Origin of the sequence: Actinoplanes sp. NPDC026619, from assembly GCF_040638295.1 — a bacterium.
Lineage (GTDB): Bacteria > Actinomycetota > Actinomycetes > Mycobacteriales > Micromonosporaceae > Actinoplanes.
Genome location: NZ_JBEZYA010000004.1, coordinates 51,163 through 64,159 on the forward strand (window position 1 = coordinate 51,163; position 12,997 = coordinate 64,159).

The 12,997-nt window shown below is 69.5% G+C and carries 11 protein-coding genes, 1 tRNA gene and 1 pseudogene; 9 read left to right on the forward strand and 4 right to left on the reverse strand.

Features of this window, described 5'->3' with window-relative positions; translation table 11 throughout:
- The first annotated feature begins 42 nt into the window (after positions 1 to 42).
- Positions 43 to 1,839 (forward strand): methionine--tRNA ligase, encoded by a 1,797-nt coding sequence (gene metG / locus AB0E90_RS10815; protein WP_360402568.1) that lies wholly within the window; start codon positions 43 to 45, stop codon positions 1,837 to 1,839.
- Positions 1,840 to 2,266: 427 nt separating this feature from the next.
- Here metG and AB0E90_RS10820 read toward each other — a convergent pair whose 3' ends face one another.
- Positions 2,267 to 3,304 carry a hypothetical protein gene (locus tag AB0E90_RS10820; RefSeq protein WP_360402570.1) on the reverse strand — a complete coding sequence of 346 codons (1,038 nt, stop codon included), beginning with the start codon at positions 3,302 to 3,304 and terminating at the stop codon, positions 2,267 to 2,269.
- Between the two features lie 69 nt (positions 3,305 to 3,373).
- Here AB0E90_RS10820 and AB0E90_RS10825 point away from each other — a divergent pair, with 69 nt between their 5' ends.
- Positions 3,374 to 4,273, forward strand: a complete 900-nt coding sequence (locus AB0E90_RS10825) for a TatD family hydrolase (RefSeq protein WP_360402572.1) — start codon at positions 3,374 to 3,376, stop codon at positions 4,271 to 4,273.
- On the opposite strand, the gene AB0E90_RS10830 is transcribed toward AB0E90_RS10825, so the two are convergent.
- Complete coding sequence (locus tag AB0E90_RS10830; RefSeq protein WP_360402574.1) at positions 4,270 to 4,674, reverse strand: hypothetical protein; 405 nt, start codon at positions 4,672 to 4,674, stop codon at positions 4,270 to 4,272. The genes AB0E90_RS10825 and AB0E90_RS10830 overlap by 4 nt on opposite strands.
- A gap of 60 nt (positions 4,675 to 4,734) precedes the next feature.
- Here AB0E90_RS10830 and rsmA point away from each other — a divergent pair, with 60 nt between their 5' ends.
- The 5 genes from rsmA (at position 4,735) to AB0E90_RS10855 (ending at position 9,447) form a co-directional block, all read left to right on the forward strand.
- Positions 4,735 to 5,625, forward strand: a complete 891-nt coding sequence (rsmA, locus tag AB0E90_RS10835) for a 16S rRNA (adenine(1518)-N(6)/adenine(1519)-N(6))-dimethyltransferase RsmA (protein ID WP_360402576.1) — start codon at positions 4,735 to 4,737, stop codon at positions 5,623 to 5,625.
- 73 nt (positions 5,626 to 5,698) lie between these two features.
- Positions 5,699 to 6,646 (forward strand): 4-(cytidine 5'-diphospho)-2-C-methyl-D-erythritol kinase, encoded by a 948-nt coding sequence (locus tag AB0E90_RS10840; protein ID WP_360402578.1) that lies wholly within the window; start codon positions 5,699 to 5,701, stop codon positions 6,644 to 6,646.
- 8 nt (positions 6,647 to 6,654) lie between these two features.
- A complete protein-coding gene (locus AB0E90_RS10845; RefSeq protein WP_360402580.1) occupies positions 6,655 to 8,451 on the forward strand; it encodes an ABC-F family ATP-binding cassette domain-containing protein in 1,797 nt (598 codons plus the stop codon).
- Positions 8,452 to 8,530: 79 nt separating this feature from the next.
- Entirely contained in the window at positions 8,531 to 8,992 is a 462-nt protein-coding gene (locus AB0E90_RS10850; RefSeq protein WP_360403316.1) for a DUF4383 domain-containing protein, read from the forward strand.
- Positions 8,992 to 9,447 (forward strand): DUF4383 domain-containing protein, encoded by a 456-nt coding sequence (locus AB0E90_RS10855; protein WP_360402582.1) that lies wholly within the window; start codon positions 8,992 to 8,994, stop codon positions 9,445 to 9,447. The genes AB0E90_RS10850 and AB0E90_RS10855 overlap by 1 nt, the downstream gene beginning before the upstream one ends.
- On the opposite strand, the gene AB0E90_RS10860 is transcribed toward AB0E90_RS10855, so the two are convergent.
- Together AB0E90_RS10860 and AB0E90_RS10865 are read right to left on the reverse strand one after the other, a co-directional pair.
- Positions 9,444 to 10,046, reverse strand: coding sequence for a TetR/AcrR family transcriptional regulator (locus AB0E90_RS10860; RefSeq protein ID WP_360403318.1), 603 nt, complete (start codon positions 10,044 to 10,046; stop codon positions 9,444 to 9,446). The two genes, AB0E90_RS10855 and AB0E90_RS10860, sit on opposite strands and share 4 nt — an antisense overlap.
- Before the next feature lie 131 nt (positions 10,047 to 10,177).
- Positions 10,178 to 11,125 carry an acyl-CoA desaturase gene (locus tag AB0E90_RS10865; RefSeq protein WP_360402584.1) on the reverse strand — a complete coding sequence of 316 codons (948 nt, stop codon included), beginning with the start codon at positions 11,123 to 11,125 and terminating at the stop codon, positions 10,178 to 10,180.
- Positions 11,126 to 11,339: 214 nt separating this feature from the next.
- On the opposite strand from AB0E90_RS10865, the gene AB0E90_RS10870 reads away from it, so the two are divergent.
- Together AB0E90_RS10870 and glmU are read left to right on the forward strand one after the other, a co-directional pair.
- A tRNA-Gln gene (locus AB0E90_RS10870) sits at positions 11,340 to 11,410 on the forward strand.
- Between the two features lie 65 nt (positions 11,411 to 11,475).
- A pseudogene (gene glmU / locus AB0E90_RS10875) lies at positions 11,476 to 12,925 on the forward strand (bifunctional UDP-N-acetylglucosamine diphosphorylase/glucosamine-1-phosphate N-acetyltransferase GlmU).
- Positions 12,926 to 12,997: the final 72 nt, after the last annotated feature.

The window sequence follows — 12,997 nt, forward strand, 5'->3', positions numbered from 1 at the left end:
CCGTTCGCGGCGGCCACCGGCCGCTCACTACTCTTAAGAACCATGAGTCACGTTCTAGCCGCGGTTGCCTGGCCTTACGCCAACGGCCCGCGCCACATCGGTCATGTCTCCGGCTTCGGAGTGCCCTCCGACGTTTTCAGCCGGTACATGCGGATGGCCGGTCACGACGTGCTCATGGTCTCCGGCACCGACGAGCACGGCACCCCGATCCAGGTGCAGGCCGACGCCGAGGGCGTCACCGCCCGCGAGCTCGCCGACCGTTACAACCGGGTGATCGTCGAAGACCTGGCCGGCCTCGGCCTGACCTACGACCTGTTCACCCGCACCACGACGCGTAACCACTACGCCGTGGTGCAGGAGCTGTTCACGGTGCTGCACCGCAACGGCTACATCATCGCCCGCACCACGCTCGGCGCCCGGTCGCCCTCGACCGGCCGCACCCTGCCCGACCGCTACATCGAGGGCACCTGCCCGATCTGCGGCTACGGCAGCGCCCGCGGCGACCAGTGCGACAACTGCGGCAACCAGCTCGACCCGGAGCAGCTGATCAACCCGCGGTCGAAGATCAACGGCGAGGTGCCGGAGTTCGTCGAGACCGAGCACTTCTTCCTCGACCTGCCCTCCTTCGCCCAGGCCATCGGCCGCTGGCTCGACCAGCGGGAAAACTGGCGGCCCAACGTCCTGAAGTTCTCTCGCAACCTGCTCGACGACCTGCACCCCCGGGCGATCACCCGCGACCTCGAGTGGGGCGTGCCGATCCCGCTCGACGGCTGGCGCGACCGCAACGACAAGCGCATCTACGTCTGGTTCGACGCGGTGATCGGTTACCTCTCCGCCTCGATCGAGTGGGCCCGTCGCACCGGCGACCCGGAGGCGTGGCGGCAGTGGTGGTCGGCCGACGGCCTCGGCAAGGACGCCCAGTCGTATTACTTCATGGGCAAGGACAACATCGTCTTCCACTCGGTGATCTGGCCGGCGCTGCTGCTGGGTTACTCGGGCGAGGGCGACAAGGGTGGCGACGCGGGTGACCTGGGCAAGCTCAACCTGCCGACCGAGGTGGTCTCCAGCGAATACCTGACGATGGAGGGCAAGAAGTTCTCCTCGTCCCGCAAGGTGGTCATCTTCGTGCGCGACTTCCTGGAGCGGTACGACGCGGACGCTCTGCGCTACTTCATCGCGGCGGCCGGACCGGAATCCACCGACACCGACTTCACGTGGGCCGAGTTCGTTCGGCGTAACAATGACGAGTTGGTCGCCGGGTGGGGCAATCTGGTCAACCGGTCTATCTCGATGGCGGCCAAGAACTTCGGGGTCATCCCTACGCCGGGTGAGCTGACCGCTGAGGACGAGGCTCTGCTTGCGTTTGCTCGGGAGGGCTTCACCACGGTGGGTGAGCTGATCGGCAAGCATCGGCAGAAGGCTGCTATCGGCGAGGCTATGCGGGTGGTGGCTGAGGCCAACAAGTACCTGTCTGACCAGGCTCCCTGGAAGCTCAAGTCTGAGGAGGAGAAGCCTCGGCAAGGGACTGTGCTGCATGTGGCGCTGCAGGTGGTCAGTGACGCTAATACGCTTCTTACGCCGTTCTTGCCGCACTCGGCGCAGAAGGTTTTTGAGCTTTTGGGCGGGGTGGGGGTGCACGCTCCGATGCCTCGGATCGAGCAGGTTGAGGACCTGGATGGCGGGCCGGACTATCCCGTGCTGACCGGGGATTACACGGTCGGGGCTCGTTGGGAATCGGTGCCATTGGTTGCGGGGACGGCGCTTGCTGCGCCTAAGCCGGTTTTCCGGAAGCTTGAGCCCTCGGTGATTGAGGAAGAGTTGGCTCGCCTCGAGGGGTAGTGGTTGGGCTTGGCGGTGTGCTCACTTGGTGCGGGGCTGGGGTGGGTGCTGAGCTGAATGGCTTCGCTGCGCTCAGCGGGCGATTGCCCCTGGGGAGTTGATGAGGAGGCAGCCGATTTCCCAATGCCGCACACCCCGCGGCGTCGGGAAATCGACTGCCTCCTCATCAACGGGGCAATCGCGGGTAGTTCCGTGAGTCGGGGCCTCTGGAAAACGTAGACACCAGGGCGGTCCAACATCTGGGGGCAGTTTCCTACGTGGGGCGTCCCGGAAAACGTAGACACCAGGGCGGTCCAACGTCTGGGGGCAGTTTCCTACGTGGGGCGTCCCGGAAAACGTAGACACCAGGGCGGCCCAGGACCTTGGGGCAGTTCCCTGCGTTGGTGCACCCGTTGAACATGGGCGCCAGGGCGGGCCAAGACCTTGCCTATAGCGCGTATGGGATGTCGGCTATGTGATGGTCTTGCAGCTCGTTTACGGGGGACCACGTTTCGTAGATGCCTCGTTCGTAGCAGCGGGCGCCTGTTGCTGCCAGGGCGTCGCCGTCTGGGCGGACCAGGCGTAGGCGGGCCCAGCTTTCGTCTCGCTGTAGGACCCAGCATGGGGTGTTGCGCCATAGGGCCTGTTCGGCCCGACGGCTCAGGGTTGTTACCGGGTAGCGGGCGGCTCTTGTTAGGGCGCGTACTCGGAACTCGTCTGGCGGGTCCGCTACCGCCTCGTACTCCTTGCCTTTGATTTGGCCTATCAGTTTTGCGGAGCCCTGGGTTGTGCAGGGGACGTATTCCTGGTCGGGGTTTACGCCTGGGAGGTTGTCCAACAGGGCGCGCCAGCGGGGGCCGGCCAGGCGTAGCCAGCCGTGCTGCTCCGGCTGGTAGGTGTAGAGGATGATCTCCTCGCCGCCGGACACGTAGGCGATCAGCTGGGCGTTTGCTGGGATGGGCAGGTCGGCGAAGCCCGCCGTCACGTACTCGGGGACCAGGTCGTCGGTGCTTGGGCTGAAGCCGGTGCCGAGGACCATGGCGCCTACCCGGGAGTGGGCCGGGAGCCGGGCCAGGCCGGGCTGCCAGGGGTCGGCCGGCACCTCGTAGTCGGCCGGGTCGACGGCTCGCCAGCGCAGGGCGTACGCCACCTCGGTCGACTCGTTTGCGCCGTCGGTCACCAGCATCGACAGCTCGCGCGGGTCGTGCAGGTGGGCGATGTCGCAGGAGCGAAAACAGAAGCCGTACGGCGACCAGCCGCCCAGATGGCCGGCGACCTGCGCCGGGGAGAGCACCTTCGTCATCCGGGTGCCGCGGCGGATCGCCGCGGTGGCCCGGATCCGGTGCAGCATCACGTCGTCCCGGTAGGCCGCGGACTGGCTCATCCGCTGCACCTGGGCCCAGCCGAGATCGCGGCGCAGAGGCGCCGAAAGGGGCGGCTCGAGAGGGTCAGCGCCGACGGCGCTGTCCTCGCCGGTCAAGGTCACGCCGCGGAAGCTAAGCGACAACAATGGATATCAGGTGAACAAAGGGTTGCCTGACGGCGTAAGTGCACAATGTCTCACATGCCTTCGACACCGTCTCAGCCCCGGAAAGACAAGGAACGGCGCCGGCGCGGGGAGTTCCCGGCCGCACCCGAGCCGCTGTCCGTTCCGGTCTTCGACAGCCATACCCACCTGGACCTGACGATTCAGGAGGCGGGGGTGCCCGGCGGCGAGGGCGGCGAGCCGGTCGAGGCGCTGATCGGCGCCGCCGCGAAGTCCGGTATCGATCGGCTCGTTCAGGTCGGCGTGGATGTCCCGTCGTCGCGCTGGGGGGCCGAGCTGGCGGCCCGGCACGAGTCGGTTCTGGCCGCCGTCGCGATTCACCCGAACGAGGCGCCCGTGCTGTCCGATCTGGACGAGTCGCTGCGCGCGATCGAGGCCCTCGCCGCCGAGCCCCGAGTGCGGGGCATCGGCGAGACCGGCCTCGACACGTTCCGCACCGGCGAGGAGGGCCGGGCCGCGCAGGAGGCGAGCTTCCGGGCGCACATCGCGATCGCCAAGCGCTACGGCAAGGTGCTGATCATCCACGACCGGGAGACGCACCGCGACGTGCTGCGGGTGCTCGACGAGGAGGGCGCGCCGGACTCCGTGGTGATGCACTGCTTCTCCGGCGACCCGGACTTCGCCGCCGAGTGCGTCCTGCGCGGTTACCACCTGAGCTTCGCCGGCACGGTCACCTTCGCCAGCGCCGGCGCTCTGCGCGCGGCAGCCGAGATCACCCCGGCTGAGCAGATCATGGTGGAGACCGACGCCCCCTATCTGACGCCGGTCCCGCATCGTGGCCGCCCGAACGCGTCCTACCTCATCCCGCTGACCGTCCGTGCCCTGGCCGAGGCCCGCAACGAGGACGTGGACGCGCTGTGCGCCGCGATCTCGGCCAACGGCGAGCGGGTCTTCGGCCCGTGGAGCTAGTCCAGCATCCGGGTGGCCACGCCCAGTTGTTCGCCGAGGCTGCGCACGGTCTCGGCGAACGACGCCGGAGCCGCGCTCAGCGGCCCGCGTGCGACCCAGCGCACCGCCCAGCCGTTCTTCTCCGCCACGTTGAAGACGCGGTGCACCACCCGGCTGCCGCGCGGATCTGGCTCGACTGAGGTGACCCCGCGGTACCACCACTCGCCCTGCCGGCTCACCGACCGCGCCTGCCGGTCGACGGTCACGGTGAGGTGGCTGCCGCGGTCGATGAGGACGAACTCGTCACCTTCGCCACCGGTCACCACCGGCGACCGGCCGCCTGGGCGGACGTCCAGCAGGATCTCCGCCACCCGCTCGGGCGGCGCTTCCACCAGGGCGGTGAGCTCCAGCAACTCGGTCATGACTGCTTTCTACCCCGTCGCGTCCAGGCCGTGCCGCCCCCGCCCGTAGGCTCTTTCCTCATGGCTGACGCACTTCTCGGCCCGGCGGAGATCCGGGAGCTCGCGGCGCGCCTCGGCGTGGCCCCGACCAAGAAGCTCGGCCAGAACTTTCTGCACGACCCGAACACGATCCGGCGCATCGTCGCCGCGGCCGGTCTGCGCCCCGACGACGTGGCCCTCGAGGTCGGCCCCGGGCTCGGTTCGCTCACCCTCGGCCTGGTCGGCGCGGTCGCCCACGTGCACGCCGTGGAGATCGACCCCAAGCTGGCCGAGGCCCTGCCGGCGACGGTCACCGCCGCCAACCTCACGGTGCACCCGGCCGACGCGATGCGGGTGCACGCCGCCGACTTCGACCCGGCGCCCACGATGCTGGTCGCCAACCTGCCCTACAACGTCGCCGTCCCGGTGGTGCTGAGCCTGCTCGCCGAGCTCCCCACCCTGCGCGGCGGCCTGGTGATGGTGCAGAAAGAGGTCGCCGACCGGCTCACCGCCGGTCCGGGCTCCAAGGTGTACGGCGTTCCGTCGGTCAAGCTGGCCTGGTACGCCGAGTCCCGGCCGGCCGGAAAGGTCCCGCCCGCGGTGTTCTGGCCGGTGCCCAACGTGGACTCCGGCCTGGTCGCGTTCAGCCGCCGGCGTCCACCTGCGGGGGATATCGACAGATCTCAAGTCTTCGCGGTGGTGGATGCGGCGTTCGCGCAGCGGCGCAAGACCCTGCGTGCGGCGCTGTCCGGCTGGGCCGGCGGCCCGGACCGGGCCGAGAAAGTGCTGGTCGCGGCGGGAATCAGTCCACAGGAACGCGGCGAGCAGCTGACCGTGGAGCAATTCGCGGCGATAGCGGCCGCGGCAAAACTGTCGGGCGTCGGCGGTAAGCTCAGCGCGTCCGGCAGACACCCCGAGGAGGTGGACTCATGACGACCGAAACAACCGAGTTCGTCACGTGGACGCCCGCGTGGGCCGGCGCCTCCGATGAGCAGGAGATCGCCCAGTGACGGAGGCGTGGGGGCCGGACGATGACGAGCCTCGCCGGCACCATGGTCCGGTTCGGGTCCGCGTGCCGGCAAAGATCAACCTGCATCTCGGGGTCGGGCCGCTGCGAGCCGACGGCTATCACGAGCTGAACACCGTCTATCACGCGATCAGCCTGTTCGATGAGCTGACCGCCCGGCCGGGAGACACGCTCGCGCTGACCATGGAGGGCGAGGGGGCCGGATCGCTCGCGCTCGACGAGAGCAACCTGATCATCCGGGCCGCCCGGGCACTCGCCGCGCGGGCCCGAGTGCCCGCGCACGCTCGGCTGCACCTGCGCAAGTCGATCCCGCTCGCGGCCGGGCTGGCCGGTGGCAGCGCCGATGCGGCGGCCACCCTGCTCGCCTGTGACCTGCTGTGGGGCACCGGGATGACCCGCGAGGAGCTCGCCGAGATCGGCGCCACGCTCGGCTCCGACGTGCCGTTCCTGCTGCACGGCGGCACCGCGCTGGGCACCGGTCACGGTGAGTCGGTCAGCCCGATCCTGGCCCGGCCGACCACGTGGCACTGGGTGCTGGCGCTGGCCGACGGCGGCCTGTCCACGCCCGAGGTCTACGGCAAGCTCGACGCCCTGCGCGCGAGCCCGATCCCGCCCAAGGCCATCGCCGGCGCCGACGACCTGATGACCGCGCTGCGCCAGCGTGCCCCGGCGGTGCTCGGCGCCGCCCTCGGCAACGACCTGCAGCCGGCCGCGATCGCGCTGCGGCCCGAGTTGACCGGCGTGCTCGAGGCCGGTCAGGCCGCGGGCTCGCTGGCGGCCCTGGTCTCCGGGTCCGGGCCGACCTGCGTGTTCCTCGCCGCCGACGCCAAGGACGCGGAGCGGATCGCCGGCGCGCTCGAGGCCGCGGGGGTGTGCCGGGAGGCAGTCACCGCGCGCGGGCCGATGCCGGGCGCGCGGGTAACCTAGTCCGCATCGTGGCAAACATCATCAACTTGGACCGGGTCAACAAGGGCTATGGCGCCGCCGGTCAACTGCTCACCGACGTCTCACTGGGGCTCGACGACGATGCCCGGGTCGGCATCGTCGGCCTCAACGGCGCCGGCAAGTCCACCCTCCTTCGGATGCTCGCCAAGAGCGAGGAACCCGACTCCGGCCGGGTCACCCACCGTCGTGACCTGCGGGTCGCCTCCCTTCCGCAAAACCTGACGCTGGCCGCCGACGCGACCGTGCGCGATGTCGTGCTCGGCACCGGCTGGCTGGCCGAGGGCATGGGCGCCGAGCACGAGTGGGCCGGCGACGCCGGTGTGCGCACCATCCTCGAGGGGCTCGGCATGGGCTACCTCGGGCTGGAGACCCCGGTCGGGCCGATGTCCGGTGGCGAGCGCCGCCGGGTCGCGCTGGCCGCCCTGCTGGTCCGCGAGAGCGACCTGCTGATCCTCGACGAGCCCACCAACCACCTCGACGTGGCCGGTGTCGACTGGCTCGCGCGTTACCTGCTGACCCGCCGGGGCTCGCTCGTCGTGGTCACCCACGACCGCTGGTTCCTCGACGCGGTCTGCACCGCCACCTGGGAAGTCGTCGACGAGCAGGTGCATGCGTACGAGGGCGGTTACGCGGCCTGGATCCTCTCCCGCGCCGAGCGGCAGCGGGTCGCGGCCACGGTCGAGGCCCGCCGGCAAAACCTGCTCCGCAAGGAGATCGCCTGGCTGCGGCGCGGCCCGCCGGCCCGCACCTCAAAACCGCAGTTCCGGATCGACGCCGCCAACGCCCTGATCGCCGACGTGCCGCCGGTGCGCGACACGGTCAGCCTGCAGCGGCTGGCCGTCACCCGGCTCGGCAAGCAGGTCTACGACCTGGAAGACGTCACGCTGGTGGCCGGCACCAAGCCGATCTTGGGCGGGCTCACCTGGCAGGTCGGCCCGGGCGACCGGATCGCGATCCTGGGTGCCAACGGGGCCGGCAAGACCACCCTGCTGCGGCTGCTGGCCGGCCTCACCAAGCCGGACGGCGGCCGCCTGGTCACCGGTTCCACCGTGCGGGCCGCGTTCCTGTCCCAGGAGCTCCGCGAGCTGCCCGGCGACCTGCGCCTGCTGGAAGCGGTCGAAGAGGTCGCCAAGCGGGTCCGGCTGGGCGATCGAGAGCTGTCCGCCGGTCAGCTGGCCGAGGTGTTCGGCTTCACCGACAAGCGGATCTGGACGCCGGTCAGCGACCTGTCCGGTGGTGAGCGGCGGCGCCTGCAGATGTTGCGGCTGCTCGCGGCCGAGCCCAACGTGCTGCTGCTCGACGAGCCGACCAACGACCTCGACACCGACACGCTGGCCGCGCTGGAAGACCTGCTCGACTCGTGGCCGGGCACCATGATCGTGGCCAGCCACGACCGTTACCTGGTCGAGCGGGTCACCGAGACGGCGTACGGGATGTTCGGCGACGGGCGCCTGGTGCACCTGCCCGGCGGCGTCGACGAATACCTGTCCCGGGCGGCCGGCCGCATTTCCCTCGGCGTACCGGAAACGCAAGCGCAAGCCGCGTCGAGGGGGAGTGGCCTCTCGGCGGGTGAGGAGCGGCAGGCTCGCAAGGATCTTGCTCGTCTCGAGCGTCAGGTCGTCAAGCTCGACGAGCGGATTCTCAAGATCAACGAGTCGCTGGCCGAGCACGGATCCGACTACCAGAAGATTGTTGAGCTGGAATCCCAGCTCAAGGCGGCGCAGGAGGAGCGCGGGCAGGTCGAGGAGGCCTGGCTCGAGCTGGCGGAGCAGGTGCCGGAAAGCTAACCGGGGGGTGTGCCTGCGCCGTCTGACCGAGATAGGCGAGAATCGGCGTGGACAACATCTGACCTTGGAGACGGACACCATGGCGCACAATCCGGTCAACCACCCGCTGCGGCCGATCTATCGTGTCGTCGGTTTCATCGCCGGCGCCTACCTGGTCGTGTTCGGGATCGTCGGCCTGATCCAGACGTCCGGCGACGACTTCACCGGTAAGTCCGAGCACCTCGTGCTCGGGCAGGGCGCCAACCTGCTGCTGTCGATCATCTCGCTGGCCGTCGGCGCCATCGTGCTGATCATCACCGCGGTCGGGCGCAATCTCGACACGGTCGGCGACCAATACCTCGGCTACGGGCTGCTGGCGCTCGGCACCTACGGGCTCGCCTTCAGCCGCACCGACGCCAACGTGTTCGGGCAGAACATCGCGACCGTGATCGTGACCTACCTGGTGGGTCTCGCCCTCATCACGGTCAGCCTCTACAGCAAGGTCGCGCCGCCCGCGCAGGCCGGCGCACCCCGACAGGTAAGGGAGGGCCGCACGGCCTGATGGCGCATTACCCCCTCAATCACCACCTGCGTCAGACCTATCGCTTTTTCGTCGGCTTGTCCGGCCTCTACCTTGCTCTGTTCGGCCTCATCGGACTCGGCAAGACCTGGGGAGACGAGTTCTTCCACCGGGGCGCCGACTGGGTGCTCGGGCTGCGGACCAACCCCGCCGCATCCTGGCTCTACACGATCGTCGGTGTCCTGTTGCTGCTCGCCGTGCTGGTCGGCGGCAACCTCTACCACCATGTCGCGCTGGTCCTCGGCTGGGGACTCTGCGGGCTCGCGATGCTGGTCATGGCGTTCATCCAGACCGACGCCAACGTCCTGAACGCGTCAATGATCAACGTGATCGTGACCATCGTCCTCGGCGTGGTCGCGCTCGTCGGTGGTCTCTACGGCAAGGTCGGAAGCCGCGATGCCGCCCGTGCCGAAGAGGCCGCGGCCCACCCGCGCTAACGGGTCTTGCGGGTCAGCAACGTCGGTTTCGGTTCGAGATGGGACAGGCCGTTCCACGCCAGATTTACCAGGTGGGCGGCCACCATCTCCTTCTTCGGCTTGCGGGCCTCGCGCCACCACTGACCGACCAGCGCCACCATGCCGACCAGCGCCTGCGAATACAACTCGGCGAACTTCGGGTCGATGCCGCGGCTCTTGAACTCGCCGCCCAGGATGTGCTCCACCTGGTGCGCCACGTCGTTCATCACGCTGGAGAAGTTGCCCGCCGGAGAGAGCACCGGCGACTCGCGCACCAGCACCTGGAAGCCGTGCGGTTCGTCCTCGATGTAGTCGAGCAGCGCCAGCGCGGCCTGCTCGAGCAGCTCGCGCGGATGGCCGGCGGTCAGTGCCGCGGCGATCCGGTCCAGAAGCGAGCGCACCTCGCGGTCGACGACGACCGCGTAGAGGCCTTCCTTGCCGCCGAAGTGCTCGTAGACCACCGGTTTGGACACCTTGGCCCGGGCGGCGACCTCTTCCACACTGGTCGCGTCGAAGCCTCGCTCGGCGAACAGCTGACGCCCGGTCGCGATCAGCTGCTCGCGCCGCTGGGCGGCCGACATGCGCACTCGGGGAGGGTTCGCGGCCGGCCGCTGTCGACGCGCACGAGGCTGGTCGTCGCTGCTACCGCCAGAGTCCGTCACCCGGCCATCCTGCCAGGTGTGCCCGATTTCCCGTGCCCCCGTGCCAGCCGTCACGCCTTGATCATCTTCGCTGCCAGGCGTTCTTTGCTGGGCCACTTCACATTCCACGCCCAGCCGGCCTTCTCGAAGAGCCAGATCAGCCGGGCCGAGCTGTCGAGCTGACCGCGCAGCACGCCGTGCCGGGCGCAGGTCGGGTCGGCGTGGTGCAGGTTGTGCCAGGACTCGCCGAACGAGATGATCGCCAGCGGCCAGAAGTTCGAGGCCTTGTCGCCGTTGCGCACCTCGAACGGGCGCTCGCCGTAGACGTGACAGACCGAGTTGATCGACCAGGTCACGTGGTGCAGCAGGCCGATGCGGATGATGCCGGCCCAGAAGAAGGCGGTCAGCGCGCCCGTCCACGACCAGGTCACCAGGCCGCCGATCAGCGCCGGGCACAGGGTCGAGAAGAGCACGATGGCCGGGAACAGATTGTCGACCAGCCGGATGTCCTTGTCCTCCAGCAGGTCCGGGGCGAAGCGCGCCCGGTTGGACCGCTCCCGGCTGAACATCCAGCCCAGGTGCGCGTGCCAGAGACCCTTGGTCAGCGCCCAGTAGCCGGTGCCGTAGCGCCACGGCGAGTGCGGGTCGCCCTCCTGGTCGCTGAACATGTGGTGGCGGCGGTGGTCGGCCACCCACTGGATGATCTCGCCCTCGATGGCCACCGAGCCGGCCAGCGCGAGGACGATCCGCAGCCATCGCTTGGCCTTGAACGAGCCGTGCGTGAAGTAGCGGTGGAAGCCCACCGTGATGCCGAGGCCGGACACGACGTAGAAGACGGCGGCGATGGCGATGTCGGTCCAGGAGAGCCAGCCGCCCCACGCGACCGGGACCGCGGCCAGCACCGCGAGGAACGGGACGATGACGAACGCGTACAGAACGAGCAGGACGCCTCGTGCCTGCGGGCCCTCGGTCAGCGGCTTGGGGCCGGTGGTCGTGGCGGCCTCGACGGCGGAAGTCATTGACACCTCATCACGGCTACGGGGGGAGATCAACTGGTTACGCCTACGTCACCGTAACTTACGGGACCGTAGACTTTGACGGCTTGATTTCGAGCGGATCGGTGCGACGCACAACTGGTCCGTGGCTCGGCGAGATGTCGGGGATCATTGCCGAAGGCGCGTGCCGCTATCATGTGAGCGGTGGACATGGACCATTGAGATATGTCCGCTTTGGTCCCGGATCGTCTAATGGCAGGACAGCGGCTTTTGGTGCCGCTTATAGGGGTTCGAATCCTCTTCCGGGAGCAGGATGCTCTGCGGCTGTGTCGGCGTCGCATCTCAGTGCCTACTGCGAGCAATGGAGTCATCGCGTGAGCCAGGCCCCTCGTCGTACCGTCGTCGTCCTCGCCGCGGGAGAGGGCAAGCGGATGAAATCCGCGACCCCCAAGGTGCTGCACGAGCTGCTCGGCCGCACGCTGCTCGGGCACGTGCTGGTGGCGGCCGCGCCGGCCGAGGCGCAGCGGACGATCGTGGTGGTCGGGCACCAGGCCGACCTGGTCCGCGAGCACCTGGCAGCGGTCGCGCCGGCCGCGGTGCCGGTGCTCCAGGCCGAGCAGAACGGCACCGGCCACGCCGTGCGGATCGCGCTCGAGGCGGCTCCGGAAGCGTCCGGCACGGTGGTGGTGCTCAGCGGGGACGCTCCGTTGCTGCGGGCCGAGACGGTGACCGCGCTGATCGAGGCGCACGAGGCGGGCAAGCGCGCGGCGACCGTGCTGGCGGCCGCGGTGGACGACCCGACCGGCCTGGGCCGGATCGTGCGAGGCCCGGACGGCGGGCTGGCCCGGATCGTCGAGGAGCGCGACGCGTCGCCCGAGGTGCGCGCGATCCGCGAGATCAACGGCGGGATCTACGCGTTCGACCTGGCCCAGCTGCGCGACGCGCTGGGCAAGCTGTCCACCGACAACGACCAGGGCGAGGAATACCTGACCGACGTGTTCGCCCTGCTCGTCGAGGTGGGCAGCCCGGTCGGCGTGTTCGTCGCGCCGGACGCGGCCGAGACGCTCGGGGCCAACGACCGGGCGCAGCTGGCGGGCCTGCGGGCGATGCTGCGCGACCGGGTCAACACGGCCTGGATGCGTTCCGGCGTCTCGATTCTCGACCCGGCGACCACCTGGATCGACGTGACCGTGACGATCGAGCCGGACGCGGTGATCGACCAGAACTCACAGCTGCGCGGGGCCACGAGCGTGGCCACCGGTGCGGTGGTGGGGCCGGACACGACGCTGATCGACACCACGGTCGGAGCCGGCGCGACGGTGCTGCGCACGCACTCGATCGGCGCCGAGATCGGGCCGGAGGCGACCGTCGGGCCGTTCTCGTTCCTGCGGCCGGGCACCCGGATGGGCCGCAAGTCGAAGGTGGGCGGTTTCGTCGAGGCCAAGAACGCCGAGCTCGGCGAGGGCGCGAAGGTCCCGCACCTGACGTACGTGGGTGACGCGACCATCGGCGCCAGGGCCAACATCGGAGCCGGCACGATCTTCGCCAACTACGACGGCGTCAACAAGCACCACACCACGGTGGGTGAGGCCGCGTTCGTCGGGTCGGACACCGTGCTGATCGCCCCGGTCGAGATCGGCCCGGGGGCGTACGTGGCCGCCGGCAGCGCCATCGCCAAGGAGGTGCCCTCGGGCAGCCTCGGCGTGACCCGGGCGCAGCAGCGAAACGTGGAGGGCTGGACCGCCCGGCGCCGCGCCGGCACGGTCTCGGCCGAGGCCGCCGAGCGTGCTGCCGGGCAGCCGAAGGACGAGTAGCGTCCCCTGAGGGGGTGAGGCATCCCACCCGCCGGGCTCGGGGCATGTCACGAAGGTGGCCCCGGGAGATACTTCAGGTGAC